General features: G+C 67.1%; 26 protein-coding genes. 18 read left to right on the top strand and 8 right to left on the bottom strand.

Features of this window, described 5'->3' with window-relative positions; genetic code table 11:
• Positions 1-215: 215 nt before the first annotated feature.
• The 6 genes from N4S67_RS08070 (at position 216) to N4S67_RS08045 (ending at position 4,771) form a co-directional block, all read left to right on the top strand.
• Positions 216-1,331, top strand: a complete 1,116-nt coding sequence (locus N4S67_RS08070; RefSeq protein WP_260993047.1) for a glycosyltransferase — start codon at positions 216-218, stop codon at positions 1,329-1,331.
• Positions 1,328-2,350, top strand: a complete 1,023-nt coding sequence (locus N4S67_RS08065; RefSeq protein ID WP_260992431.1) for a glycosyltransferase — start codon at positions 1,328-1,330, stop codon at positions 2,348-2,350. The genes N4S67_RS08070 and N4S67_RS08065 overlap by 4 nt, the downstream gene beginning before the upstream one ends.
• Positions 2,347-3,825 (top strand): glycoside hydrolase family 130 protein, encoded by a 1,479-nt coding sequence (locus N4S67_RS08060; protein ID WP_260992430.1) that lies wholly within the window; start codon positions 2,347-2,349, stop codon positions 3,823-3,825. The genes N4S67_RS08065 and N4S67_RS08060 overlap by 4 nt, the downstream gene beginning before the upstream one ends.
• An 18-nt stretch (positions 3,826-3,843) precedes the next feature.
• Entirely contained in the window at positions 3,844-4,227 is a 384-nt protein-coding gene (locus tag N4S67_RS08055) for a hypothetical protein (protein ID WP_260992429.1), read from the top strand.
• A gap of 123 nt (positions 4,228-4,350) precedes the next feature.
• Positions 4,351-4,551 carry a hypothetical protein gene (locus tag N4S67_RS08050; RefSeq protein WP_260992428.1) on the top strand — a complete coding sequence of 67 codons (201 nt, stop codon included), beginning with the start codon at positions 4,351-4,353 and terminating at the stop codon, positions 4,549-4,551.
• A 79-nt stretch (positions 4,552-4,630) separates the two neighbouring features.
• Positions 4,631-4,771, top strand: coding sequence for a hypothetical protein (locus tag N4S67_RS08045; protein ID WP_260992427.1), 141 nt, complete (start codon positions 4,631-4,633; stop codon positions 4,769-4,771).
• 53 nt (positions 4,772-4,824) lie between these two features.
• On the opposite strand, the gene N4S67_RS08040 is transcribed toward N4S67_RS08045, so the two are convergent.
• Positions 4,825-5,028, bottom strand: coding sequence for a cold-shock protein (locus N4S67_RS08040; protein WP_260992426.1), 204 nt, complete (start codon positions 5,026-5,028; stop codon positions 4,825-4,827).
• A 239-nt stretch (positions 5,029-5,267) separates the two neighbouring features.
• Between N4S67_RS08040 and N4S67_RS08035 the strand changes: the two genes are divergently transcribed.
• The 7 genes from N4S67_RS08035 to fadD1 are packed head-to-tail and all read left to right on the top strand — an operon-like array spanning position 5,268 to position 11,502.
• On the top strand, positions 5,268-6,395 hold the full coding sequence (locus N4S67_RS08035) for an acyl-CoA dehydrogenase family protein (RefSeq protein WP_260992425.1): 1,128 nt from the start codon (positions 5,268-5,270) through the stop codon (positions 6,393-6,395).
• A 4-nt stretch (positions 6,396-6,399) separates the two neighbouring features.
• A complete protein-coding gene (locus N4S67_RS08030) occupies positions 6,400-7,413 on the top strand; it encodes an acyl-CoA dehydrogenase family protein (RefSeq protein ID WP_260992424.1) in 1,014 nt (337 codons plus the stop codon).
• Entirely contained in the window at positions 7,410-7,910 is a 501-nt protein-coding gene (locus tag N4S67_RS08025) for a MaoC family dehydratase (RefSeq protein WP_260992423.1), read from the top strand. The genes N4S67_RS08030 and N4S67_RS08025 overlap by 4 nt, the downstream gene beginning before the upstream one ends.
• Positions 7,907-8,329 (top strand): MaoC/PaaZ C-terminal domain-containing protein, encoded by a 423-nt coding sequence (locus N4S67_RS08020; RefSeq protein WP_260992422.1) that lies wholly within the window; start codon positions 7,907-7,909, stop codon positions 8,327-8,329. The genes N4S67_RS08025 and N4S67_RS08020 overlap by 4 nt, the downstream gene beginning before the upstream one ends.
• The gene (locus tag N4S67_RS08015) at positions 8,326-9,528 is read left to right on the top strand and encodes a thiolase family protein (protein WP_260992421.1); all 1,203 of its coding nucleotides are present in this window, start codon (positions 8,326-8,328) and stop codon (positions 9,526-9,528) included. Before N4S67_RS08020 ends, N4S67_RS08015 begins: the two co-directional genes overlap by 4 nt.
• On the top strand, positions 9,528-9,932 hold the full coding sequence (locus N4S67_RS08010) for a Zn-ribbon domain-containing OB-fold protein (RefSeq protein WP_390893283.1): 405 nt from the start codon (positions 9,528-9,530) through the stop codon (positions 9,930-9,932). The genes N4S67_RS08015 and N4S67_RS08010 overlap by 1 nt, the downstream gene beginning before the upstream one ends.
• Positions 9,925-11,502, top strand: a complete 1,578-nt coding sequence (gene fadD1, locus N4S67_RS08005) for a fatty-acid--CoA ligase FadD1 (RefSeq protein WP_260992420.1) — start codon at positions 9,925-9,927, stop codon at positions 11,500-11,502. The genes N4S67_RS08010 and fadD1 overlap by 8 nt, the downstream gene beginning before the upstream one ends.
• Positions 11,503-11,539: 37 nt before the next feature.
• Here fadD1 and N4S67_RS08000 read toward each other — a convergent pair whose 3' ends face one another.
• Together N4S67_RS08000 and N4S67_RS07995 are read right to left on the bottom strand one after the other, a co-directional pair.
• Positions 11,540-12,781, bottom strand: coding sequence for a cytochrome P450 (locus tag N4S67_RS08000; RefSeq protein ID WP_260992419.1), 1,242 nt, complete (start codon positions 12,779-12,781; stop codon positions 11,540-11,542).
• Positions 12,782-12,791: 10 nt separating this feature from the next.
• Positions 12,792-15,041, bottom strand: coding sequence for a molybdopterin-dependent oxidoreductase (locus tag N4S67_RS07995; protein ID WP_260992418.1), 2,250 nt, complete (start codon positions 15,039-15,041; stop codon positions 12,792-12,794).
• A gap of 51 nt (positions 15,042-15,092) precedes the next feature.
• On the opposite strand from N4S67_RS07995, the gene N4S67_RS07990 reads away from it, so the two are divergent.
• The 3 genes from N4S67_RS07990 to N4S67_RS07980 all read left to right on the top strand — a co-directional run bounded on the left by N4S67_RS07990 (position 15,093) and on the right by N4S67_RS07980 (position 18,937).
• The gene (locus N4S67_RS07990; protein WP_260992417.1) at positions 15,093-15,983 is read left to right on the top strand and encodes an alpha/beta hydrolase; all 891 of its coding nucleotides are present in this window, start codon (positions 15,093-15,095) and stop codon (positions 15,981-15,983) included.
• Entirely contained in the window at positions 15,980-17,569 is a 1,590-nt protein-coding gene (locus tag N4S67_RS07985; RefSeq protein WP_260992416.1) for a flavin-containing monooxygenase, read from the top strand. The genes N4S67_RS07990 and N4S67_RS07985 overlap by 4 nt, the downstream gene beginning before the upstream one ends.
• Before the next feature lie 165 nt (positions 17,570-17,734).
• Positions 17,735-18,937 (top strand): fatty acid desaturase family protein, encoded by a 1,203-nt coding sequence (locus tag N4S67_RS07980; RefSeq protein ID WP_260992415.1) that lies wholly within the window; start codon positions 17,735-17,737, stop codon positions 18,935-18,937.
• A gap of 8 nt (positions 18,938-18,945) precedes the next feature.
• Here N4S67_RS07980 and N4S67_RS07975 read toward each other — a convergent pair whose 3' ends face one another.
• Together N4S67_RS07975 and N4S67_RS07970 are read right to left on the bottom strand one after the other, a co-directional pair.
• Positions 18,946-19,200: a hypothetical protein gene (locus tag N4S67_RS07975; RefSeq protein WP_260992414.1), complete on the bottom strand. Its 255-nt coding sequence runs from the start codon at positions 19,198-19,200 to the stop codon at positions 18,946-18,948.
• Positions 19,201-19,242: 42 nt separating this feature from the next.
• Positions 19,243-19,476: a hypothetical protein gene (locus N4S67_RS07970; RefSeq protein WP_260992413.1), complete on the bottom strand. Its 234-nt coding sequence runs from the start codon at positions 19,474-19,476 to the stop codon at positions 19,243-19,245.
• A gap of 133 nt (positions 19,477-19,609) precedes the next feature.
• On the opposite strand from N4S67_RS07970, the gene N4S67_RS07965 reads away from it, so the two are divergent.
• Both N4S67_RS07965 and N4S67_RS07960 read left to right on the top strand, forming a co-directional pair.
• Complete coding sequence (locus N4S67_RS07965) at positions 19,610-20,077, top strand: Crp/Fnr family transcriptional regulator (protein ID WP_260992412.1); 468 nt, start codon at positions 19,610-19,612, stop codon at positions 20,075-20,077.
• Between the two features lie 71 nt (positions 20,078-20,148).
• Entirely contained in the window at positions 20,149-21,534 is a 1,386-nt protein-coding gene (locus N4S67_RS07960; protein WP_260992411.1) for a WS/DGAT/MGAT family O-acyltransferase, read from the top strand.
• A gap of 7 nt (positions 21,535-21,541) precedes the next feature.
• Here N4S67_RS07960 and N4S67_RS07955 read toward each other — a convergent pair whose 3' ends face one another.
• From N4S67_RS07955 to N4S67_RS07945, 3 genes are read right to left on the bottom strand one after another with little or no spacing between them, the layout of a single operon-like run.
• Entirely contained in the window at positions 21,542-23,056 is a 1,515-nt protein-coding gene (locus N4S67_RS07955; RefSeq protein WP_260992410.1) for an MFS transporter, read from the bottom strand.
• A gap of 10 nt (positions 23,057-23,066) precedes the next feature.
• Positions 23,067-25,358: an alpha/beta hydrolase-fold protein gene (locus N4S67_RS07950; RefSeq protein ID WP_260992409.1), complete on the bottom strand. Its 2,292-nt coding sequence runs from the start codon at positions 25,356-25,358 to the stop codon at positions 23,067-23,069.
• Positions 25,359-25,416: 58 nt separating this feature from the next.
• The gene (locus N4S67_RS07945; protein ID WP_260992408.1) at positions 25,417-26,223 is read right to left on the bottom strand and encodes a peptidoglycan recognition protein family protein; all 807 of its coding nucleotides are present in this window, start codon (positions 26,221-26,223) and stop codon (positions 25,417-25,419) included.
• Positions 26,224-26,380 lie beyond the last annotated feature (157 nt).

Raw genomic sequence — 26,380 nt, 5'->3', positions numbered from 1 at the left:
CTGATCGGTCCACACCTCGAATCGTCTGGCGGAGACCGTTGGGTGTACCGTTGACGGTGTTGGGAACCCAGCCACTCCGGAATGAGACAGCCGTCAGCCGCTGATCTCGTCGAGCAACCGCTCATGCCGGATATGCCGGTGACAACCGCACGTCGGGATCACCTTTGAATTATCCTTCTTTTTCCAAATCTGTTGTGAATAAAGCACGTTACGATCTGCCTCGATTCGGCATTCTCAGTACCCATCCACCGACACCGTGCGGTCTGGCAACCTTCAGCGCTGCGCTGGGTGCCGGGCTGTCGAGCATTGGCGCCGACGTGAGCGTGGTGCGGGTGGCCGACGGGTCGCCTTCCTCATCCGACAGTGTCATCGGAGAGCTGGTCAACGGCTCACCGGCATCTGTTGCCGCGGCGTCTGAACTCCTGAACCAGAACGACGTCGCACTCATCCAGCACGAGTACGGCGTCTACGGTGGCGAAGACGGCGACGAGGTCGTCGACATCATCGGCGGACTTCGCGTGCCGGCGATCGTGATTGCTCATACCATCGTCAAAAACCCTACGCCACACCAGCGTTCGGTGCTAGAGGAGGTCGTCGCACTCGCGCACCGAGTCGTCGTGATGTCGGAAGCGGCCGGACAGCGACTACGCCGGAACTTCGACGTCGACCGCCACAAGATCGTCACCATCCCGCATGGTGCCACTATCCCGTCCAACGCTGCGGTGCACCGTCCCGGCAGGCCGACGCTGCTGACCTGGGGTCTGTTGGGCCCGGGCAAGGGCATCGAGCGGGTGATCGACGTGATGCCCTCCCTGCAGCACCTACACGGTCGGCCGCGTTACCTCGTCGCCGGGCAGACGCACCCCAAGGTGCGGGCCGCGCACGGCGAGGCCTACCGCCAGGCGCGAATCGACCAGGCGCGCCGTGCCGGTGTGGCTGACGCCGTGTGCTTTGACTCCGGTTACCGCAATGTCGCGTCCTTGACCACGCTCGCTCAGTCCGCAGCCGTTGTGGTGCTGCCGTATGACTCCACAGACCAGGTGACCTCCGGCGTGCTGGTCGACGCCATCGCCAGTGGCAGGCCGGTCGTCGCGACCGCATTCCCGCACGCTCAGGAACTCCTGGCCACCGGCGCGGGCATCGTCGTGGACCATGACGACCGCGGTGCGTTGGCGTCAGCCCTGCGCCGGGTGATGACCGAGCCTCGCCTGGCCGGCGCCATGGCCGCGGAAGCTCGCAGGCTGGCCCCGACGATGGCATGGTCAGTCGTGGCCGATGCCTATCTCGGCCTGGCGCACCGCGCTCTCGATGAGCGGCCGGCACTGGTATGACCGCCATCGCACCGGCCCCGCTCTTCGACCACTTGCGGCGGTTGACCAACAGCCGCGGCACGTTCGAACATGCGTGTTTCGCCGAGCCACGGCCCGAGCACGGCTTCTGCACCGACGACATGGCCCGTGTCCTCGTGGTCACCACCCGCGAGCCTGACCCCGAACGGACGTTGAACGGTCTTGCCGGTACGGCATTGCGGTTCTTGGACGAGGCCCAAGCGCTCACCGGCCCGTGCCGTAACCGGATGGACAGCGTCGGCCGCTGGCTGGACGAGCCGGACGTGTTGGACGCGTGGGGCAGGTGCCTATGGGCGCTGGGAACCGCCGCGGCACAGAGCGGCGTCGCCCATGTCCGTCGGTCGGCCGTCATGCAGTTCGATCGAGGCGCTCAGGCTCGGTCGGTTTGGCCACGGGCGATGGCGTTCGCCGCGCTGGGCGCCGCCGAGCTTCTCACCGTCCAGCCGGACAACCGGGCCGCACGGCTACTCATCATCGATTACTCCGCCGGTGTCGCCATGCCGAACGGGGACCTCGCCTGGCCATGGCCCGAACCTCGACTCACTTACGCGAATGCCGTTCTGCCCGAAGCGATGATCGCCGCGGGCGTCACGCTCGAAGACGCGAGCCTGCAGCAACGCGGCCTGGATCTGCTGGGCTGGCTGCTCGACAACGAGTTGACGAACGGCCGCTTCTCGGTGACCCCCGTCGGGGGTAGTGGACCCGGTGATCCGCGGCCGGCGTTCGACCAGCAGCCGATCGAGGTTTCGTCGCTCGCCGATGCCTGCGCACGAGCGGCCACGGTGGACAAGGGCGTCGTCTGGCTCGACGGCATACGCGCCGCTGCGGCCTGGTTCCAGGGCGACAACGACGCCGGGCAACTCATGTGGGACCCCGAGACGGGCGCAGGGTTCGACGGCCTGCACGCCGACGGCGTGAACCGTAACCAGGGCGCCGAGTCGACGCTGGCTGTTCTTTCGACGCTGCAACAGGCGCAGCGCTTCTCAATTGTCTCGCAATGACATCCGTGCGCGAAGGACTCGTCACTCGTTGCGCCATTCGGCTCGCTGCCGACCCGTCGCGGGTGATCACCCGTCTGTTCGTGCCCGGCCAGGAGGGTTTCGAGCGCCACGAGACACGGGCGGGGGCGGTGCTGAGACGCGTCCTCGCTCTTGACGAGGACGACGTGCGCCTGGCGTTGGACGATGTCGTCACCCGGTTCGACACGCGCCATCGCGATCTGGTGGGCACATTCCGCAAGCACGCACGTGAGCTCGCCGACCGGCTGGATCCCGTCCGCGAACTGTCCGACATGCGAATGTTGTTGCTGGGCGCGATCTTCACCGCTGAGTACGCTATCGAGGGCGCCGCGCTGTGCAATCCGAGCATCGTGGAACATCCCGACCAGACGGAACTGCAGGCGGGCAGCCTGCGATTCGTGATGAGCGTGCGGGGGATCGGCGAGGGTCACCGTTCGTCCATCGGGTTCCGGACCGGAGTGGTCGACTCGACTGGCCGCGTCTCGATCGATGAACCAGCACCGTTCGCGACGGTCGGAGCGGCCGCACCGGCCCTTCTGGACGCAGGAATCTTCCGCAGCGAGCTCGAGCGACACGGCGACGCGAGCGAGGCTGCCGACTATGTGCTCGACGCCCTGGGTGACCGCTTCACGCGGTCGGACTTGGACGAGCAGCTCGACCGGCTGCGGGCTCACCTGAGTACGCGTGGGCGCGCCCTGGAAACGATCGCGTTGATCCGTGGCATTGCCGACAGGGCCTACGCCATCGAATTCCCGGACGAGGTGGCGCTTTCCGAGCGCGTGCTGTGGCCCGCCACGGCCGCCGAAGACGCCGGCATGGAGGACGCCCGGTTCGTTCGATTCGTCGATGACGACGGCGCGGTGACCTTCTATGCGACCTACACCGCCTACAGCGGTTCACTCATCAGCCAGCAATTGTTGGAAACCACAGATTTTCAGTCCTTCACATCCACTCCCCTTGTCGGAAGCGCTGCGGCCAACAAGGGCCTGGCGCTGTTCCCGCGCCGGATCGGTGGCCGCTTCGCCGCCATGTCGAGGTCGGACCGTGAAACGAACACGGTCGCCTTCGCCGATGATCCCTTCGTCTGGCCGAGCGCGCACGCCTGCCACCGGCCGAGCGAGACCTGGGAGACGTTGCAACTCGGTAACTGTGGCTCGCCGATCGAAACCGACGCCGGTTGGTTGGTGCTGACCCACGGGGTCGGACCGATGCGCACCTACCGGATCGGGGCGATACTGCTTGATCTGGACGATCCGACGCGGATCATCGGCCGTATGCGGGAGCCGCTGCTGAGCCCCGCACCCGACGAACAGGACGGTTACGTCCCCAACGTCGTCTACTCGTGCGGTGCGCTCGTGCACGCGCAGACCCTGGTGCTTCCATACGGAATCAGCGACGGCGCGATTGGTATCGCGGCCGCGCCGCTCCCTGAACTGCTTGCGGCAATGGGTGACTGATCGCAGAAGGAGAAGACCATGACGAACAACTCTGACAAAGTTCGTGCTGCTCTCGACGAGAGCATCGTTCATGTCGGCGCCGGTTTCACGGCGAAGGAGCGTCCCCATGTGCTGGAGGAGTTGTCGACGTTAGCGCCACACCTCGGCAGGTGGGATCCGCGTGATGTGGATGTCGAAGTCACGCTGCAGGACCGCGACGGCAAAGAGCAGCGCGTCACCCTGCGCACCAGTCTTCCCGGCTTCCCGCCGCTCGTCGCGGTGGCTGACGACCCGGACGTGACTCGGGCCCTGGGACGAGCCAAGCGCGAGCTGATTCGGCAACTGGATCACCAGAAGTCAGCGCGGGAACCGATGAACAACCGCCGACTCCGGACGGCGACGATCCGGCATCCCGATTCGTGACGTTCTTTTCGGCGTGGCGTCGGTATTAACGGGTACCCCTATTACAGGTGGAGACGACCGAGGAACGGCCTTTCGCCCACCACACTTCCGGCTCACTGCCGGCACATTTCTGGAGGTACGACCATGACAGTCACCGTGACGCTTCGCGGCGGAGAAACCGACAAGTACATGCGTTTCGGCGACTCGTACATCAAGCACAACGACGGCTCGCTTGACGTCATTCGCACCGGCGCCAAAGAGGCACACAGCTACGCGTCGGGGGAGTGGACGGACGTCGACGGCGACCAGAAACAGTCCAAGAAGCGCTTCTTCGGGGGCGGCTGATCAAGGAAACCCCCGCCGGGGAATGTATTTCGAGCCGACCCAGGGTCGAAACGCACACACACTTTAAGGAATATGCCTCATGAGGTCATCCGACCTGTTCTCTCACCCGCCGCAGCCGGAACCCAAGCCGAACAACGGCGATTCGTCGAAACCGGTCGAGAATCCGGAGTTCTCCGATACGTCGCAACGGCAGTCCGCTGCGCCGTCCTCAGGGACCTAAAACAATGGGCTGGTACGGAAAACCCGCACCAGCCCACCATCTTTTTAGGTCTGTCAGACGGCCGTGACTCCTACCGCCTGGGGGCCCCTGGCTCCCTGCTCGACCTCGAACTGAACGCGCTGATTCTCCTCCAGCGACCGAAACCCGCCCCCGCTGATTTCGGAATAGTGGACGAAGACATCCTTGGCGCCGTCGTCAGGAGCGATGAAGCCGAAGCCTTTGTCGCCGTTGAACCATTTCACAGTTCCCTGTGTCATCTACTTACTTCTCTCATTTGATGCGGATGTACGAATAACATCCGAGATCAGTCTACCACCGATGCGATTTCGTTGTACCCGAGGGTGTTTCGGTGACGCCGCGCGGTATGCGGACGAAAGTGTCCGGGGTGAGCCACGGGCTTGGCCGGCAGTCCATCTCGGTCGCGCCCACTGGGCTGTTCTTGAAGCGTGCGCCCGTTTCGCCGCCGACTAGACAACTTCTCGATAGTGTCTCCTTCGTGGATTTCGAGCTCGACGACGAGCAGCGAGCCTGGGTGGCCGAAGTACGGCAGTTCCTCACGGCAAACGTCACGCCGGCGCTACGGGCGGAGATGGCCGAGCACGGGCTCGAGTACCAGGGCGGCGAGCTCACGGCCTTTCGCCGCAAGATCGGCGAGAAAGGCTGGTTCGGACTGAACTGGCCGACCGAGTACGGCGGGCTGGGCCTGACCGCCATGCACCAGCACCTGTTGATGCGCGAGTTCGAATATGCCGGCGTGCCAGGCCCCGACCTGACTGTGACTTCGGTGGCGCCGGTGATCATGCGCCACGGCACCGAGCAGAACAAATTGGAATTCCTGCCCGGAATTGCCAGGGGCGAGATCGTCTGCGCGCTCGGGTACAGCGAACCGAACGCGGGAACCGACCTGGCCAGTCTGCGTACCCGGGCGATTCGCGACGGCGAGGAGTGGGTGATCAACGGGTCGAAGATCTGGAACAGCGGCGCCCAGCGGTCCACACACGAGTGGCTGTGCGTGCGCACCGACCCCGAGAAGCCTCGGCACCGTGGTATCTCGGTGCTCATGGTTCCCGTCGACAGCCCGGGCATCGAGATCCATCCGCTATACGCCTGGTCGGGGTACCGCACCAACGAGACCTTCTTCCGCGACGTGCGCGTGCCGGTGACCAACCTCATCGGCGAGGAGAACGCCGGCTGGACATACATCACCGGCGCGCTGGACCACGAGCGAGGCGCGTTGACCAACGCAGGCGACATGCGCCGGGCCCTTGACGACCTACTTGCCCTTGCCGGACGTCCGGCCCCGGCATTCCGTCGCCGACTCGCCCAGGCCGAGGCCGATCTGGAGGTCGCGATGCTGATGGGCTACGAGGCCGCCTCGCTGCTCGACAGCGGTCGGATCCCGACCGTTGAGGTGAGCGTCGAGAAGGTCTTCACCAGCGAATTGCGCCAGCGCATCGCCGATCTCGCGCTCGACCTGCTCGGACCCGACGGGCTAAGGGTCGGCAACTTCTTCGAGCGGCTGTACCGGGTGTCACCGCTCATGCGCTTCGGCGGTGGCACCAACGAAGTCCTTCGTGATGTGATCGCCCAGCGCGGTCACCGTATGCCGTCGTACGGACGGTGATCGCGTGCGAGTGATTCCGAATGAGGACGAACGCGACTTGGCCGCGATGTGCCGCAGCGTGCTGGCAGCCGAACTCGAGCCAGACGCGCAGTGGAAGGCGTTGGCCGACGCCGGCGTGTTCGGGCTGCTGGGCGACGGCAGCCTCAGCGATGTGGGCATCTTCTGTGTCGAAGCGGGAAGAGCCCTGTGCCCCAGCGCGGTCCGCAGCACGCTGCACGCGACGTTGGCGTGTTCGTGGCTGGGTGTCGGCGAGGATTGGCTGCCGCGGCTGACGATCGGCGAGGCACGCGGCACGTATGCACTGTTCGACCCACGCGACGCGTCCGACGTGACGCCGCTGCTGCGGGCGTCCCGCGACGTCGAGGGTTGGCGCGTCAACGGCGTCGCGAAGGTCGTCGCCGACGCCGACGTGGCAGAGGTGATCGTCACCACCACCGACGCAGGTGTCGTGGCCGTCGACACCGCAGCGTCCGGCATCGCGATCGAGCCCGTGCCCTTGATGGGCGGGTTCCCTGCGTTCACAGTCCGCTTCGACGATGTCGTGGTCGACGAGCCGTCGGCGGTCGACGATCTGCAGTTGCGCCGCGCGGCCAATGCCACTGTGGCGCTCGACAATCTGGACTTGGCCGGTGTGGGGGAGGCGGTGATTGCCCGAACCGTCGAGTACACCACGGTGCGCGAACAGTTCGGCAGGCCGATCGCCTCGTTCCAGGCGGCGCAACACATCGTCGCCGACATGCACATCGCGCTGGCCGCGGCACGATTGGCGGCGCACTCCGCGGTGTTCCGCATCGGGCAGGGCGGTGCCGCGACGCGGGAAACCGCGATCGCGCGGATGCGCGCGGCCCAGGTCAAGAAGATCACGCTCGACGCGCATCAACTGCACGGCGGCATGGGCTACGTCGTCGAGACCGGCCTGCACCTGTTCTCGGAACGTGCGCGTGTGCTGTCGACCGTGGGCGGCGGTGCCGACATCGCCGCTGCATGGCTCGAGGAGGAGATGAACTGGACGGAATGACGCAGAGCCTTCTCGACGAGGACTCGCTCGCCAAGATCGGCACGGTCGTGGCCGTCGCCACCGGAGAGGTCTACCGCCGCGACTGGCAGCGCTGGGCCGCAGCGGTCGGGGACCACAACCCGCTGTGGTTCGACGCCGACTACGCCCGGCAGCACGGCTACCGCGACATCATCTGCCCACCGCTGTTTCTGCAGTACGCGATCCTCGACGTGGCGGCGCTCGGTGATCTGCGGGCGGACGGGTCGTCTGGGGCGGTCACCGGCAGCCTGGCGTTCCCGAAGGCGCCGCGCAGAATGGCAGGCGGCGAGAGCACGACATTCCACCTGCCCGCCTACCACGGCGACGACGTCGAGATGACGCGCACCGTCGAGTCGATCGTCGAAAAGGACGGCAGGTCGGGCAGATTCGTGCTCGTGACGTGGCGTGCCGAGTACCGTAATCAACACGGGGCAATTCTCGCCGAAGCGTCGACATCGATGATCGCCAGGCCCGCATGAATCCGCACTTCGACGACGTCGAGCCCGGCTACGTCATCCCCGCGCTGACCGTGACCGTCGACGAGACGCAGATGTTCTTCTTCAGCGCCGCCACCTACAACGGACACCGCATCCACTACGACAAGGACTGGGCCCGCGGCACCGAAGGTTACGACAACGTGCTCGTCCAGGGGCCGCTGCAGGCTGCGCTGCTGTCCCGGGCGTTGACCGACTGGATCGGCGGCGCGGGGCGGCTCGTCGCGTTCTCCGTTCAGAACCGCGCGATCGCGTATCCGGGTCAGGCGCTGACGTTCGGGGGCGTCGTCACCGGGAAGCGCGACGGTGCGCTGGTCGACCTCGACATCTTCTGCAAGCGCGGCGACGCCGTGCTGATGCCGGGCACCGCGACCGTCGCCCTGCCACTGCGGGACTCGGCGTGACGGGGCTACGGGGCGACGCGGCGATCGTCGGCATCGCGGAGTTGCCCGCCGAGAAGCGCCAAAGCGCGCCGCCGAGCTTCACGCTGGACCAGTACGCGCGGCTGGCAAAGATGGTCGTCGAGGACGCCGGAGTGGATCCGGCTGTGGTGAACGGCCTTTCGACGCACGGGGTCGCCGAGTCGGACATGTTCGCGCCGGCCACGCTGTCGGAGTACCTCGGATTGCCACTCGACTTCGGAGACCGCGTCGACCTCGGCGGCGCGACGGCGGCGGGCATGGTGTGGCGCGCCGCGGCGGCGGTGGAGCTGGGCTTGTGCGACGCGGTGCTCGCGGTCGTGCCCGGGTCGACGGAGATCCCGCGCTCGGAGTCGAAGCCCGGCCGCACCCTCGGCTGGTACGGAGCGTCGAGCAACAACTACGGCTCGCCGCAGGCGGAGTTCGAGATCCCCTACGGCAACGTCGGTCAGAACGGCCCCTACGCACAGATCGCGCAGCGCTACGCGTACGAATTCGGCTACGACGCAGCAGCATTAGCGCGGATCGCGGTTCAGCAGCGGGAGAACGCGTGCGCGCATCCCGGCGCGGTGTTCCACGGCAAGCCGATCACCGTCGACGACGTGCTCAGCAGCCCGGTGATCGCCGACCCGATCCACATGCTGGAGACGGTGATGCGCGTGCAGGGCGGCACGGGTGTGCTCATCGCGAATGCCGACGTCGCACGGCGTGCCCGCCATCGTCCGGTGTGGATCAAGGGCTTCGGCGAGCACATCGGGTTCAAGACACCGACCTACGCCGACGACCTCATGCGCACGCCGATCGCGCGCGCCGCGGAGCGGGCGTTCGCGATGGCGGGGCTTCAGCGCTCCGACATCGACATGGCGTCGATCTACGACTGCTACACCATCACTGTGTTGATGACGTTGGAGGACGCTGGCTTCTGCGCCAAGGGTTCCGGAATGACGTGGCTGACGGAGCACGACCTGACGTTCCGCGGCGACTTCCCCCTCAACACCGCAGGCGGCCAACTGTCGTACGGACAGGCCGGGATGGCGGGGGGCATGCACCATGTGGTCGACGGCGCCCGCCAGGTGATGGGCCGCGCCGGCGAGGCGCAGGTGGGCGACTGCAATACCGCGTTCGTCAGCGGCACCGGCGGCATCATGAGCGAGCAGGTCGCACTGATCCTGGGCGGTGACTGATGAGCGCGCCGATGCCCGAGCCGACGCCGGTGTCGCAGCCGTTCTGGGAGGCGTTGCGCGAACGCCGGATCCTGATCCAGTACTCGCCGTCGGCGGACCGCTACGTGTTTTATCCGCGCACACTCACGCCGGGTACGTTGGCCGACGACCTGGAGTGGCGCGAGATCGACGGCGCCGGAACGCTATACACGTTCACGGTGGCGCGCCGCCCGACCGGCCCGTCGTGGGTGGAGAAGATGCCGCAGCTGCTGGCGGTCGTCGAGTGGGACGTCGGTCCGCGGGTGAGCACAGAACTCGTCGACGTCGAACCCGAGGACATTCGCATCGGCATGCGGGTCGCGCCGGTGTTCTGCGACGAAGACGGAATGACGCTGCTGCGCTACCGGCCGGGCAACCATGATTGAGACCGTGCAGCAGCTGCTGCGTACCCGGATGGACGACGACGGCGTCGCGGTGATGCACGGCGATCGGACGTGGACGTGGCGCGAGCACCTGGCAGAGGCGGCGGCGGAGGCGTCGGCGGTGATCGCCCTCGCCGACGCGTCGCTTCCACTGCATGTCGGAGCGCTGCTGGGCAACACCCCCGCGATGCTGCGGTCGATGGCGGCGGCGGCGCTCGGCGGGTACACCCTGTGCGGCATCAACACCACGCGCCGCGGTGACGGCCTGGCCGCCGACATCCGCCGAGCCGACTGCCAAATGGTACTCGTCAACGCCGAACACCTACCGCTGCTCGACGGACTCGACCTCGGCGGGGCGGCAGTGATCGCCGTCGACGACCCTGCGTACCAGGATGCCCTCGGCGGGGCGAAACCGCTTGTCCCGCATCGTGAAGTGGGCGGAATGGACCCGGTGCTGATGCTCTTCACGTCGGGCACCAGCGGCGATCCGAAGGCGGTGCGGTTTGCGCACGCGATGGCGGTGCTGTGCGGCGCCAGCCTGGTCGACCGGTTCGAGCTCACCGCCGACGACGTGTGCTACCTGTCGATGCCGCTGTTCCACTCCAACGGTGTGGCCGCCGGTTGGGCCGTTGCGATCGCGTGCGGGGCGGCGATGGTGCCGACCAAGTTCAGCCCGACACGGTTCCTCGACGACATCCGGCACTACCGGGCCACGTACATGAACTACGTCGGCAAGCCTCTGGCGTTGGTGCTGGCGACACCCGAGCAGCCCGACGACGCGGACAACACGTTGCGGGCGGCGTTCGGCAACGAGGCCACCGAGCGCGACATCGAGCTGTTCGCGAAGCGGTTCGCTTGCCGGGTGGTGGACAGCTTCGGGTCGAGCGAGTTCGCCGTCGTGGTGATGCGGGAGGACGGGTGCCCACCGGGATCGATCGGCAAGGGCTACCCGGGGGTCAGCGTCTACCACGCCGACACCGTGACCGAATGTGCGACAGCGGTTTTCGACGAGCACGGTGCGCTGGCGAACTTCGACGACGCCGTCGGCGAGCTGGTCAACACGTACGGCGTCGGCGGATTCACCGGGTATTACAACGACCAGGCCGCCACCGACGAGCGGATGCGTCACGGCATGTACTGGTCAGGCGACCTGGCGTACAAGGACGCCGACGGCTGGATCTACCTGGCGGGCCGAACGGCGGACTGGATGCGAGTCGACGGGGAGAACCTCGCGGCGGGACCGATCGAGCGGATTCTGCAGCGGCTGCCGCAGGTCAACCTCGTCGCGGTGTACGCCGTGCCGGACGAGCATGTCGGTGACCAGGTGATGGCGGCTGTCGTCCTTCACGAGGCGGTCACGCCGGAACGGTTCGAGGAATTCCTCGCCGAACAGCCTGACCTGTCACCGAAAGCGTGGCCGCGCTACGTGCGGATCAACGAGGCACTGCCCCAAACCGCGACCAACAAGATCCTCAAGCGCGCGCTCATCCAGGAGGGCGTCACCGCCGGCGACGGCGTGCTGTGGGAACGAGACCCCCGCGGCCGCCGCTACTCGGCGATTTCGGTGCGCTAACGTTCGCTCAGCGACTGTTAGCGCGCCGAAATCACCACTAGCGGGTGTGGTAGTCGACTTCCCAGTGCTTGATGCCGTTGATCATGCTCGACCGCAACCGCTCCGGCGCGCCGACCGGCTGCAGATCCGGAAGGTGGTCGGCGATCGCGTTGAACATCAGGTCGATGGTCATCCTGGCGAGGTTGGCGCCGACGCAGTAGTGGGCGCCGGTGCCGCCGAACCCCAAGTGCGGGTTAGGGCTTCGCAACACGTTGAACGAGAACGGGTCGTCGAACACGTCCTCGTCGAAGTTCGCCGAGCGGTAGAACAGCACCAGCCGCTGGCCCTTCTTGATCGGCACGCCGGACAGTTCGGTGTCGACGATCGCGGTGCGCTGGAACGCGGTGATCGGCGACGCCCATCGGATGATCTCGTCGGCAGCCGTCTTCGGTCGCTCACGCTTGAACAGCTCCCACTGGTCGGGGAAGTCGGTGAACGCCATCATGCCCTGGGTGATCGAGTTGCGGCTCGTCTCGTTGCCGGCGATCGCCAGGGTCACGACGAACATCCCGAACTCGGCCCCGCTGAGTTGTCCGTCGGCGTCCGCGTCGATCAGCGTGGTGACGATGTCCTGATCTTTGGGGCCCGGGTCCTCGGCTTTACGTTCGGCCAGTTGCATGGCGTACCACATCATTTCGCCGGCGGAGGCCAGCGAGTCGTACTCGGCGAACTCCGGATCGTCGGCACCGATCATCCGATTGGACCAGTCGAACAGCTTCTCCCGGTCCTCCAGCGGCACGCCGAGCAGACCGGCGATCGCCTGCAGCGGAAGCTCGCGCGCCACCTGCAGGACGAAGTCACCGGAACCCTCCGCAGCGGCCTGCGCGGCGATCCGCTGGGCGCGCTCACCGAGTTCGGCGCGCAGCCGCTCGACGTTGCGCGGCGTGAACCCCCGCGACACGATCTTGCGCAGCCGGGTGTGCTCCGGGTCGTCCATCATGATCATCGACGCCCGTCCGGCTTCGATCTGCCCGCCGCCGCCGGTCACCGTGTAGCGCGGCACCACCGATTTCTCGGCCGACGAGAACACGTCGGTGCGCAGCGACACCTCGCGCACGTCGCGGTGTTTGGTCACCACCCAGTATCCGCCGTCGCCGAAACCGCCGACGTCGGGCGGCTGCTCGTTCCACCACACCGGCGCCGCGCGTCGGAGTTCGGCGAACTCCTCGGTCGGTAGCCGGTGGGCGTAGATATCGGGATCGGTGAAGTCGAAACCCTTGGGCAAGTTCGGTGCGACCATCAGCATCTCCTCACGGTCGGTGCCGGACGCGGCACGGCACACCGTTGACGACTTGAGTATTGCTGGGCACATCGAGCAGATGCGCCGGATTGAGGAGATTGGAGTTGACGCCAGGACTGGCGTTGGCGACCTGCAGGTGCGTTCCGTCGAGGCCGTGGCCCCAGCCGTGCGGCAGCGACACCACGCCGGGCATCATCTCGTCGGACACCTCCGCGGGCACCGTCAGCGTGCCCTCTTCGGTGGAGACCTCGGCGACGTCGCCGGACGTCAGGCCCGCCCGCTGCGCGTCGCCGGGATGGATCAGCAGCGTGCAGCGGTCCTTGCCCCGCATCAACGCGGGCACGTTGTGCATCCACGAATTGTTCGAGCGCAGATGCCTGCGGCTGGTGAGCAGTAACCCGTCGGTGGGACGCTGCAGTCGCGCGCGCAGACGTGGGACATCGTCGACGATCCGCGGGTGTACCAGTTCGACCGTGCCCGACGGGGTGCACACGACCTCGTCGAGACGGCCGCCTTCGAGTTCGGCGAGCCGCAGTCCATTCGGATGCTTCCGGACGTCGTCCAGCGTCAACCCGTCACGTCGCCCGAGGTCGTCGCCCCACGGCCCGAGACGAATCCCCATGTCCACCAAACGTTCTGGACCGCTGCCGGTCAGCGCAGCGGTGGCTTCCTCCGGCGGGCGTCCCGTCAGCGGCGTGTTCGGTGCCATGCACGCCGTGGCGACGAGCCCCGCGACGTAGAGGTCGTCGATCGCGGCGACGTCGACGTCCGGCATTGGCGTGCCGACCATGGCGCCCGCTAGCCGCAGCAGGATCTCCCACTCCGGCGGCCGGTCGGGCGGCGGCTCAAACACCGAGTCCGACCACTTCAGGCACGACGCCACCGCGTAGATCCAGTACAGCTCGTCGGCGTGCGGACGCTCCAGCGGTGACAATCCCGGCAGGATGACGTGCGCGTGGCGGGTGGTCTCGTTGAGCCAGCTGTCGACGGCGATCATCGCGTCGAGCCGACCCAGCGCCGCGTCGAGCCGCCGCGCTCCCGGCGCCGACACCACCGGATTGCCCGCCACCGTGATCAGCCCGCGCAACTGCCCGTCGCCGGGGGTGTCGATCTCCTCGGCGAGGCAGCTGATCGGGAACTGGTTGAACACCTCGGGCGCACCGCGCACTCGGCTGTGAAAGCGGCCGAACTCCCAGCCGGCCCCGGTCTGGTCGGGCGGCTTCATGAACATCGGCGACCAGACCGCAGGCTTGGGGAACACCGCGCCGCCTGTCCGGTCCAGCGAGCCCAGCGCCGTGTTGAGGACGAACACCAGCCAGGTCGCTAGCGTGCCGAACTCCTGGGTGCAGGCGCCGATGCGGCTGTAGAGGACCGGCGTTTCGGCGTGTGCGAGGTCGTGGGCGAGTTGGCGAATGGTCCCTGCGTCGATGCCGCAGGCGTCGGCGACCACCTCGGGCGCGAAGTCGTCGGCCATCGCAATGACGTCGTCGAGGCCTTCCACGCGCCCGGTGAGGTGGTCCGGGCGGCGCACCCAGTCGTTCTCAGCCAGCGTGTGCAGGATCGCGAACAGCAGCAAAGCGTCGGTGCCCGGCCGGATCGGCACCCACTGCGTGGCGCGCTGCGCGGTGAGGGTGCGGCGTGGGTCGACGACAGTGACGGTGCCGCCGCGTTGGCGGATCGCCGCGAGCCGGCCCATGAGGTCGGGCGCCGACAGCATCGAACCCTGCGACGCCGAGGGATTGGCGCCGAGGATCATCAGGTGGTCGGTGCGGTCGACGTCGGGGATCGGCGCGTTCCACATGTGGCCGAACAGCAGTGCGCTGACGAGGTTGAGCGGCCACTGGTCGACGGTGCCGGGGGAGTAGTAGGCCGGCATGCCCGCGGCCTGCGCCATCCCGATGAGCGCGCCGATGTGCGTGGACAGGCCGAGGTTGTGCGCGACGGGGTTGCCGACGTACACGGTGACGGCCGATGCGCCGTAGCGGTCGAGCACCGGGCGCAAGACTCGTTCGCTTTCGGCGTACGCGTCGTCCCACGAAACGGGGGTGTGGCCGGTGCGGGTGCGGACCATCGGCTGGCGCAGACGGTCGGGGTCGGTGTGCAGGTGCTGAACAGACGGCCCCTTGGGGCAGATATGGCCGCGCGACCACACGTCGTCGGGGTTGCCGCGGATGTCGGTCACGCAGTCGCCGTCGACGCGGATCTGCAGACCGCACATCGCCTCGCAGAGCGGGCAGGTCACCGCGGCGCGCCTGGACACGTGTCCAGATTAGGGTCCGCGATCGGATGCCGTTGCATTACCGTGCAACTCATGGACGACGGCGTCGCGAGCTTCATGCGAACCATGGACGAGGGCTTCCCCGCCGTCGAAACCATGACCGCCGCCCAGGCGCGAGCTGTCATCGCCGCACGCCGCCTGCCCGTCGAGAATCTCGACGACGTGGCCAGTACGGAGGATCGCATGATCGGCGACGTCCCGGTGCGGATCTACCGGCCGCATTCGTCGCGCGGCACTGTCGTGGTCTTCTGTCATGGGGGAGGCTTCGTGTTCTGCGACCTCGACAGCCATGACAGCTTCTGCCGGGCGATGGCCCGGCACACGGAGTCGGTGGTGGTGTCGGTGGGCTACCGTCGCGCACCAGAACACCGGGCGCCGACGGCCGCGGAGGACTGTTACGCGGCGTACTGCTGGGCGGCCAGCGAGCTCGAGGCGGCCCGAGTAGTGATCGCCGGCGACAGTGCAGGCGGAAACCTGGCCGCCGTGGTGTCACTGATGTGTCGCGAGCGTGGGGCGCCGATGCCCGCCGGACAGATCCTGATCTATCCGGTGATCGAGCCGACGTTCGACACAGGCAGCTACCAGACCTACGCGACCGGCTACGTCAACACCCGTGCGGCGATGCAGTGGTACTGGGCGCAGTACCTCGGCGATAGTGCGCCGACGCATCTGGTGGCGCCGTCGCGCGCGCCCTCGCACGAGGGCCTGCCACCGGCGGTGGTGGTGACGGCCGGGTGCGACGTTCTGCACGACGAGGGCGCCGCGTACGCAGACCGGCTGCGCGCGGCGAATGTGTCTGTGGTGCACCGTGATTACCCGGGTCTGTTTCACGGGTTCGTGACGATCATGGCGTTCGCCGCGGGAGCGTCGGCGCGAGACCTGCTGTGGTCGGACATGCGCAACCTGTCGGCGGTGCCGGTATGAGTGTCGACGCGATCGTGATCGGCGCCGGCTTCGCCGGCCTCTATGCCGTGCACCGGAGCGTGCAGGAAGGCCTGACGGTCGTCGGTATCGAGGCGGCGCCCAGCGTTGGCGGCACCTGGTACTGGAACCGCTATCCCGGTGCCCGTTGCGATGTCGAAAGTGTCGACTATTCCTACTCTTTCGACGAGCAGTTGCAGACCGACTGGACCTGGACGGAGCGATTCGCGGCCCAGCCCGAGATCCTGGCCTACCTCGATCATGTGGCGGACCGGTTCGACCTGAGGCGGCACTACCGGTTCGACACCGAGGTCGCCGGTGCGCGCTTCGTGGACGGGCGGTGGGTGGTCGACACGTCGACCGGCGACACCGTGAGCGGCCGATTCCTGTTGTGCGCGACGGGATGTCTTTCGGCGATCAATCGGCCGGACATTCCTGGCCTCGACGGGTTCACCGGGCAGGTCTACTACACCGCCGCGTGGCCGCGCGAGGACCCCGATCTGCAGGGGAAGCGGATCGGGGTGATCGGCACGGGATCGTCGGGCATTCAGGTGGTGCCGATCCTCGCCGAGCAGGCCGACTCGCTGGTGGTGTTTCAGCGATCGCCGAACTACACGATCCCGATGCCGAACTATCCGTGGTCGGACGAGGATCTGCAGCGCATCCGCGAGGAGTATCCGCAGCGCCGCAAGAAGTCGGCCTACGCGCCGGCGGGCACGCCGCACGGCACGTATCACAAGAAGGCACTGGAGACCGAGGCCCAGGAGCGGGCGCAGGCGCTGTGGGCGCGGTGGCGCGACGGTGGGGTGTTGTTCAGCAAGACGTTTCCCGATCAGACCTCGGTGCTGGAGGCCAACGACATCGCGCGGGAGTTCGCCGAGGACCGCGTTCGGGAGATCGTCAAAGACCCCGCTGTTGCGCAGGACTTGATCCCGACCGACCATCCCATCGGCACAAAGCGCATCTGCACCGACGCCGGCTACTACGAGACGTTCAACCGCGACAACGTGCGGTTGGTGAACCTGCGCCGCGAGCCGATTGCGGAAGTGACGGCGGACGGTGTGCGGACGAGCGAGGCGGCGTATCCGTGCGACGTGCTGGTGTTCGCGACGGGTTTCGACGCCTTGACGGGGGCGATGACGCGGATCGACCCGGTGGGGCCGCGCGGGGACCGGCTGTCGGAGATATGGGCCGACGGGCCGGTGACGTTCCTGGGACTGATGGTGCCGGGGCTGCCGAACCTGTTCAGCTTCAGCGGGCCGGGCAGCCCGTCGGTGCTGGCGAACATGGTCCTGCACGCGGAGGTCCAGGTGGACTGGGCGCTGGAGTTGATGGTGGCGGCGCGTCACCGCGGACTCGCCGAGGTCGAGCCGCGCCACGATGCCGCCTCGGCGTGGACCGCGCATGTCGGCGAGGCGGCCGCACGGACGCTGTTCCTCAAGGCGCAGTCGTCGTGGTACCTCGGGGCGAACATCGACGGCAAAAAGCGGGTGTTCATGCCGTACGCGGGCGGATTCGGGAATTACCGTACGAAACTCGATGACGTTGCAGAGCAAGGGTATTCGGGTCTGATCTTGACGGCGCGATGACTTGGCGGGGTCGCAGGCCGGTCGCGGACGGTTTCGACGCGTACACTTGAAGTAACGCCGACGCGCTTTTGTCGTCTTTTCCATCTCGACCGGTCGTCCGCCACTTTCGGGTTCCCGCAAGAGCCCATTCACTCGCCTGCACGACCGGAACGACCAGGACATTTCATGGCAATCACCGATATCGCTGCCTACTCTCATCTCAGCGACGCGGACATCGAAGCACTCGGCTACGAACTGGACGCCATTCGGCGCGATGTCGAGGACTCCCGCGGCGAACGCGACGCGACCTACATTCACCGCACCATCAAGTTTCAGCGGGCCCTCGACGTCGCCGCGCGCCTGCTCATCGGCACCAGCCGTTCACGGGCCGGCTGGTGGGTGGGAACCGCGGCGCTGGCCTTCGCGAAGAGCGTCGAGAACATGGAAATCAGCCACAATGTGAGCCACGGCCAATGGGATTGGATGAACGATCCCGAGATCCACTCGAGCTCATGGGAGTGGGACATGGTGGGGCTGTCCTCGCAGTGGAGATATGCCCACAACTACCGCCACCACGTGTTCAGCAACGTCCTCGAGTTGGACGACGATCTTGGATTCGGTGTGATGCGCGTGAGCCGCGATCAGCCGTGGCGCCCTCAGTACCTGCTGCAACCGCTCCAGAACCTCGTGCTGGCAGCCACTTTCGAGTGGGGGATCGCGCTGCACGATGTGGATATGAAGTGGGACCGCGGAATAGCGGCCAACCCTGAGGCCAGGGCCCTTCTGAAGAAGGTGGGCAGGCAGGCCGTCAAGGACTATGCGCTCTTCCCGGCACTGAGCCGGTCTCGTTGGCGCAGAACCCTTGGCGCCAACGCGACCGCCAATCTCATGCGTAACCTCTGGGCTTACATGGTGATCTTCTGCGGTCACTTCCCCGACGGGGCAGAGAAATTCACCGCCGATGTGATCGAGAAGGAAACCCGCGCCGAGTGGTATCTGCGGCAGATGCTGGGCGCCGCGAACTTCAAGGCCGGACCGCTGATGGCGTTCGCCAGCGGCAACCTGTGCTACCAGATCGAACACCACTTGTTCCCGGACCTGCCGAGCAACAGGTACGCCCAGATTGCCACGCGGGTACGGGCACTGTGCGAGAAGTACGACCTGCCGTACACCAGCGGTTCGCTTGCGCACCAATACTTCCTGACGCTGCGCACCGTTCACAAACTGGCGCTTCCGGACGGGCTGCTGCGGGCCACAAGCGATGACGCGCCGGAGACGGCCTCGGAACGGAAATTCAGTACCGGAGCGACGCCGGCTCGACGGCTGGACGGCCGGATCAGCGGGCTGAAGACGGCGCTGCAGTCCCAGACGCGTCGTTTCCGACGCTAGAAGCGGCGTCAGTCGCTGCGGGTGCGGTCCAGCGGTCCTCGGACTGGCGGCTGCGCGACCTGAGCCGACCGCGCGTCCGCGATGAACTCGTCGGCAAGTGATCTTTCGCGCTCGCGACTGAGCGCATCCTTCTCGACAGGATCGCGGCGAACCGCGCGCGTCCACTTCGGGGCGCGGGTCTTGATCACCACGCAGCCGATCCCACCCGCCATGACGAGTGCGGCGATGGCGACGACGACGAGCAGAAGGCCTGTGTTGCCCATGGAACCCCTATCGGGTGGTGATTGGTCGGTGCGCAGGCGCCGTCAGTAGGCGCGCGTCGGCGTGGTCTCGTCCGTCCACCGCTGATGTGCCAGGCGGTTGTCGCGGTCCTGATCGATGAACGCCGTCTGATGGTGAACAGCGGTGGCCGCGCGCCGGTCGTCGGCCGCCCGGCTTGCGGCAGGACGGGCGCGGGTCAGCAACAGGCCGAGTCCCAGTGAGGCCACCGCCCCGGTTTCGAGGAGAGCGAGGGTGCGGGCGGTGACGGGGGCGGGCATGACAAGCCTCAAATCTGCTGGTAGAACTCCAGTACACGCCTGATCGACGACGCTGTCAAACAACGCTTCCGCCGTGCGCCGAGAGGCGCATTTCGCTCTGCGGACACCCAACCTTCGCTAGGCTCCCGGCACTATGGACAACCGAAAATACGAACGTGCCAGCGCTGAGGCTCGCGCGCAGGAGAACGCGGAAAGTGTCCGTCGGCTACGCGATTTCGATGCGTTCGCAAAGTTCTCCGACGCAGAGTTGAAGAGTCTCGTCGAAGCGGCACACCGCACCTCGACGTCCGGGCCGTGGCCGCTGATTCGTGAGCAGACGCCGTCTGACTCCTGCTATATCCTGCTCAGCGGCGAGGCGGCGGTCTTCGTCGGCCGTGACCGCATCGCCGTGGTGGGTCCCGGTGAAGTCATCGGCGAGTCCGCATTGCGGCGCGGGACCTTGCGCAACGCGACTGTCGCGACGACGGGACGCGCGGACGTGCTGCACATTCCGCGCGACGATCTCGACCGGCTGGTCGGCGAGATGCCGAGGCTGCGCGAACTGATGGACGCGACCGTGGCGAAACACGTGCCGAAAGAAGAAGCCGCCGATCCGAGTTAGCGCACGCTCGCGGCGCGACGCGAGGCCGCCGATGGGTTTGCCGCTCCTGACAACCCGGGTATGACGAGTGGATGGAACGGCTGAGCGGGTTCGACGCCGGCATGCTCTACAGCGAATCGCCCGCTGTGCCACTGCATGTGTGCTCGATAGCCGAGTTGGACACCACCACGATTCCCGGCGGATACAGCTTCGACGGTGTCCACCGCCACTTGGCGTCGCGGATGAGGGCGCTGCCGGAGTTGCGCGCGAAGCTCGCGGACAGCCAGCTGAACCTGGACCATCCGGTGTGGGTCGAGGACCCGGATCTGGACTTGTCCTACCACCTGCGCCGCATCGGTCTGCCTACACCGGGAGGGCGCAGAGAACTGGCCGAGGTGTGCGGACGCATCGCCTCGACTCCGCTGGACCGCAGCAAGCCGCTGTGGGAGATGTGGGTGATCGAGGGCATCGGTGGTACCGATCCGCAGGACGGCGGCTCGATCGTGCTGATGATCAAGGTGCATCACGCCGCAGTGGACGGTGTGTCGGCGGCCAATCTGATCAACCAGCTGTGCGACCTCGAGCCCGACGCCCCGCCACCCGACCCGGTGGACGGGCCAGGAGGCGCGATGCCGTTCGAGATCGCCGCGGGAGGCTTCCTGCGGGCCCTCACTCGTCCGTGGCAGTTGACCAGGGTGGTGCCCGCGACCGTGTCGACGATCGTCAACACGATCGGTCGCGCACGCAGTGGCACCGCGATGGCCGCGCCGTTCACGGCTCCTGCGACCGTCTTCAACGCGGAGATCACCTCGTCGCGCACCATCGCGATGGCGCAGTTGGAGTTGGACGACGTCAAGCGCGTGAAGAACCAGTTCGACGTCAAGGTCAACGACGTGGTGATGGCGCTGTGCGCCGGCGCGCTGCGTGGGTACCTGCACGACCGCGCAGAGCTGCCGGACAAACCGCTGATCGCGGTGGTGCCTGCGTCGGTGCACGACAAGTCCGACCGGCCGGGGCGCAATCAGCTGTCGGGAATGTTCACCAACTTGCAGACGCACATCGAGGATCCCGTCGAGCGTCTACGGGTCATCGCCGAATCGAGTTCGCACGCAAAGGATCACAGTGCCGACCTCTCGCCGACGCTGCTGGGCGACTTGACTCAGGTGATCCCGCCTGCGGTGTTCGGTGTGGTGCTGGAGCTGATGTCGCACACTCCGCTCAAGCGCACCCCGGTTCACAACGTGGTGATCTCGAACGTGGCAGGGCCGGATACCAAGCTGTACGCCATGGGCGCCGAGATGAAATCGCTGTATCCGCTCGGCCCGATCTTTCATGGCTCGGGGCTGAACATCACGGTCATGTCGTTGAGCGGCAAGCTCAATGTCGGCATCATCTCGTGCCAACGGCTGGTGGACGACCTGTGGGACCTGGCCGACCGCTTCAAGGCCGAGCTGGCCGAACTCCTGGGGAGCACCTGAACCCGTTTCACCTGTCGGGCTTGATCAGCCACAGCGCGAGGACGATCGCGATGATCGGCCCGAAGGCCATGACCAGGCTCAGGGTGTGGATCGCGTCGACCGCGTTGAGCGGCGCCTGATCGACGACCAGTCGGGCCTGCTCCGGATTGACCAGTTGTGCTCCGTGGCCGCCGTGCGCCGTCAACAGCGCTTCACGTGCCTCCGCGCGCGTGATCCCCGACAGGTCGCGCACGGTGTCGGTGAGAAAGAAGTTGATGCCCACGAGGGCGAAGAGCGCGGGTCCCAGTGAGTAGCCGCCCTCGTTGACCGCACTCTTGACGGCCGACACCGCGCCGCCGAGGTCAGGCGGGGCGCTGCTCATCATGATGGTGGCCTGAGGAGTGGTCACCAGGGCGCCGCCGACCACGATGAGCGCCGCGGTGACGAACACCGTCGTGCGGGTCGTATCCAGATCGAAGAACCGCAGCATCAGAAGGCCGCCGAGCATGACGAGCAGACCGGTCACGAGGACCGTGCGCGGGCCGAACCGGTTGGCGGCCGGGCCTGCCGAGGTGGCGGCCACCGCGGCCATCGCGGTGGCGGGAATCAGCAGCAGGCCGAACAGCTCGTGGCTTTCCTTGCGGATCGTGACGAGGTAGAAGGCCAGCAGGACCATCGATCCGCCGAGCACGATGTTGAACATCACCCCGGCGGTGACGGCCGCGTTGAACCGGCCCGACCGGAAGACACGCATATCGAGCGCCGGGTCCTTCGTGCGCAGCTCCTGCAGTACGAACGCGCAGCCAGCCGCAAGACCGACCCCGATCGCGGTGACACCGACGGCGTTGAACCCGGTTTCGATCCGCGACACCCCGAAGATCAGACCCAGCAGGGCCACGGCGAACAGCGCCATGCCCGGAAGGTCGAGGCGACGTTCGGCGCGCACCGTCTCGGGCACCCAGCGCCAGGTGACGAGCAGACCCACCGCGGCGACGACCGGCACAGCGAAAAAGCAGGCACGCCAACCGATTGCGTGGGCCAGCGCGCCGCTGATCGCCGGCATCGGAGTGGCCACCGCGTAACCCACGCCGAAGTAGGCCGCGATCGCCGCGGCGCGTCGACCCGGCGGGAACACGGCGTTGGTGATGGCCAACGACAGGCCGATCAGGAAAGCGAGCGTGACGCCGACGCCGGCGCGCGCGAGGATCAGCACCGCCGGGACGGGCGAGGCGGCGGCCAGGGCGCTGAAGGCGACGGCTCCGGACAGGCCGACGAGATACATCCGCCGCATGCCGTAGAGATCGCCGAGCGCACCGGCGCTGAGCACGGTGGCCGCCATCGTCAGGGTCGCCAGGCTGGCGACGAAGGTGGCGGTGCTGCCGGTGATTCCCAGACCGGCCGAGACCAGCGAGAGGTTGGCCGACAGGCTGGTGGGGTCGCCGATCGAGATGGCATAGCCGAGGCCCATCGCGACGACCGTCATCGCCGCGGCCAGGCCGGACACTTGCCGTTGAGCGCCGTCGACGCGGGTACTGTCCGGCACGCGCTGGATGCTACCGGCGGAAAAGCGCGGTCAAGACCTCTTTGGAGGGCGCCGCCGCGGTGGTCAGCGCGATTGTGTGCCGTCCGACAGGCACCTTCACGAGCGGGCCCGTCGGTTCGCCGTCGATCAGTACCGCCACATCGGGCGGCAGCGCGGCAAGGTCGACCTGCGCGGGAATGTCGGTCGACACGTCGATCATCGAGACGGCCAACGATGCGAGCCCGGCCCTGGCGACGTCGACCGTCAGCGTCGCGACCCCTCTGAGCTTCAACGTCAGGTGAGGCGTCGGATCGACCGAAGCGCCTATGCGCCAGAGCAATTCGGTGTACAGGCCGGGGGACAGGTCGAGGTCGGGTTCGACGCCGCGACGGCGCCGGATGGTGCGCGTCGGGTCCGGGCGTGCATAGGACCGCGCGTCGACGGACGCGACCGCTCCGCGCTTTGTGGCGAGAGCCGGATCGGCAGTCAGGTTCGACAACCACCAAACCTGCTGTGGCCCTAGGCCCAGGTCGTTGCGCACCAGCTCCGGATACCACTTGTACGTGATGTGCCCCGGATCGCTCTGGCGAGGCCCGGTGCCCATATGCGACAGAACATCGTCGAATTCGTCCTTGATCGTCCACACGATGTGGTCGTCGAAGGGGTAGACGGTGAACCGGTAGCGGTAGCCCAGCCGGTCCAGCTCGAGCACCTGTGACAGCACCGAGGTAATTGGCACCAGTTCGTCGGCCAGGCCGTGCGCGATGAGGAACGGCAGCCACCGTGCATTGGGCAGCAACTCCAATGTGTCGCCCGCGCGGGCGCAAGGCGAGTTGGGGTCGAGGGTGCCCGGGATGTCGACGTTGGGCAGCAGCCGTACCCCGCAGACCGGCGGCCCGGCCAGCACGACGGCTTGGGCGAACACCTCCGGGTAGGTCAGTCCCAGCTTGTACGCCGCGTAGCCGCCCATCGAATAGCCGGAGACGACGGTGCGGTGCGGATCGGTGCCGAGCTGTTCGGCCACCCGCGCCCACACCTCCCACACGTCGAGTTCGCCTTCGTCGAAATACCAGCTCGACGGACCGCGGGCCAGCGGCGTCACCACCACCGACTCGCGGTCCTCACACAACTGGTTCAGCAGGCGCGGGCCGAAGGCGGCGAACTGGTTCTGCCCCAACGCAAGTGAGTGCAGCAGCAGCGTCAACGGCAGCGTGCGTCCCGGTGTCCAGGTCGAGGGCAGGCATACCGAGTAGGGCTGCACGCGGCCAAGGAACTGCGGATCGGTGCTGAGGATGTTCGTCTTCGCGACGCCCTGCCCCAGCTCGATCGATGAGACGTACCAGCGGGTGGAGGTGCCGTGCACGGCCGGCTCGTCGGTGGTGCGGCGGTCGGCGAGCTGGTCCCAGTCAACGGCAAGCGAGAACTCGGTGACGTCGCCCTTGGTCAACGCGGCGGCCTGCGCCTGGTCGGACCAGAAGTTCAGGCGGACCTTTTCCTGCTGGTGGGTGCGGAACGCGACGTTGTAGACGTTCGGCTGGCCGGGTCGCGCGCCGCGGGTGACGGGGACGTCGTCGAAGCCGTCACCGTCGTCGTTGGCCAAGCCCGCGGCGAGGCGGACCGTCCAGGTGCCGTCGGGTTCGATGAGCGTGCGGGGCACCTTGGCGAGGAAGGAGCGCGACTTCATGTCGACGAAGTGCTCGACGGGGGTCGTCGAGTTCGTAACGAGGTCGATCAGGCCGGCGCCCTTGGCGGAGATGAGCAGAGCGGTGTCGATGCCGGCCGAGGTGACTCCGGCGCCGGCAGGCCATGTGGTGGTGGGCGCTTGGCCCCGGTCGGTGTCGAAGACGAACAGCGCGATGGGGATTGACGGGTCTTGCAGGGTGTTCCAGTCGACGCGCCACCACGTGTCGGTCTCGGTGAGCCCGACGGCGACGCGGAAGATATCGGCACCGTTGCGGGCGGCGGGGCCGTCGGGATAGACGTATGTGCCGCGCGGCGGCACCAGGCCGCCGGTCGGGATGTCGACGAGGAGGCCGGTCGCGCCGTGGTCGTCGTAGAGGAAGTCGGTCCAGAACAGCGCGCCATCGGCGTAGCGGCCGGTGCCGCAGGTGCGCGGGAACTCCTCGCCGAACGGCCACGCCTCTGGTGCAGGGAGTTTCGGCTCGGGCCGCAGCGCCGCAACTGGCACGCCTTCGGGCATCCCGCCGATGGCGACGAGGTCTCCCGGTGGTGCGGGCGCGTCCGGGGTAGCGGCTTTCAGCGCTGAGGTGACGACCCCAAGTCCGATCCGAATCGGCAGCAGCGCCAGGTCGATAAGGGACATGACTCAACGCTATGGCGCGTCTGGCTTTTCGCGCGGCGGTTCTGGGTTCAATGGCTCGCTATCGAAGGCCGGCTTCGATGTCCGCGACCGCTGCCGACGCCTCAGGACCGCAGATGGAGTGGAGGTCGACGGGTCCGGCGGCCAGTAGACCGTTGACCCGGTTCTGGAGGTCACCCGAGGCGATGTGGGTGTAGAGGTCCGCACCTGGGCATGTGGTGTCGGGGCTGAAGTCGCGGTGCCCTGCCAGTGTGTCGGTCGGAATTCCGAATCGTTGCGCAGCCCAGGCGAATGCGACCGCAGCGCCGTTGAGCTGTGCTTCCGTCACCTGCTCTTCGTCGAAGTTGCCTTCGCAGACGACGAGGAAGTGACCGCTGGGGTTGTAGCTCGTCGCGGTGTCACCGACGAGCTCGGGTTTCCGCAGCTCGTAGATGTTGCCGTTGCGGTCGACACTCAGGTGGTAGGCGATGTCGATCCAGCCGTGCGTGTCCTGGTGGTAACGCTGGTGTTGTCGGAGACGAGACGGCGCGTTGGTGTTGTCGCCGAGGGCCACCGCCGTGTGGTGGATCGTCATGCGAACCGGGGTCTGGGGAGTGCCGCCGGGGCGGGGTGGATTGGCACCCCATGCGTCGCGGCACAACACCACGTGGGAAGCGGGGACGACCGGCGGTGTGGTGGGCATTGTGGGCGCCTGCAGTGGTCTCGCCTTCACGACCGGCGGCGGTGGGGGCGCAGGCGACGTCGGGTCCGCGGCGGATTCCTTCGAGCATGCGCCGGTGGTAGCGACGATCAAGCCGCCCAGTTGCAGGAGCCGGCGACGGCTGAGTTCGAGGCGGCTGTCGGGGCGGAACGCTGGGGAGGCGTCCATGACGTCACCATACGGAGCGGCGAACGTCTGTCCTAGCGTCAGGCGATGACCGCGGTCACTCGGCTTCGATCCCGGCCAGGAACGCCGGCATCTTGTCCTTGTGCCAGTCGACGGCGTACCAGGTGAACCGGACGATGTCGTCGAAGGTGGCACCGGC

The organism is Mycobacterium deserti (assembly GCF_025345615.1).
In the GTDB taxonomy this organism is placed as follows: Bacteria; Actinomycetota; Actinomycetes; order Mycobacteriales; family Mycobacteriaceae; genus Mycobacterium; species Mycobacterium deserti.
This window is presented reverse-complemented; position numbering and strand designations above follow the sequence as displayed.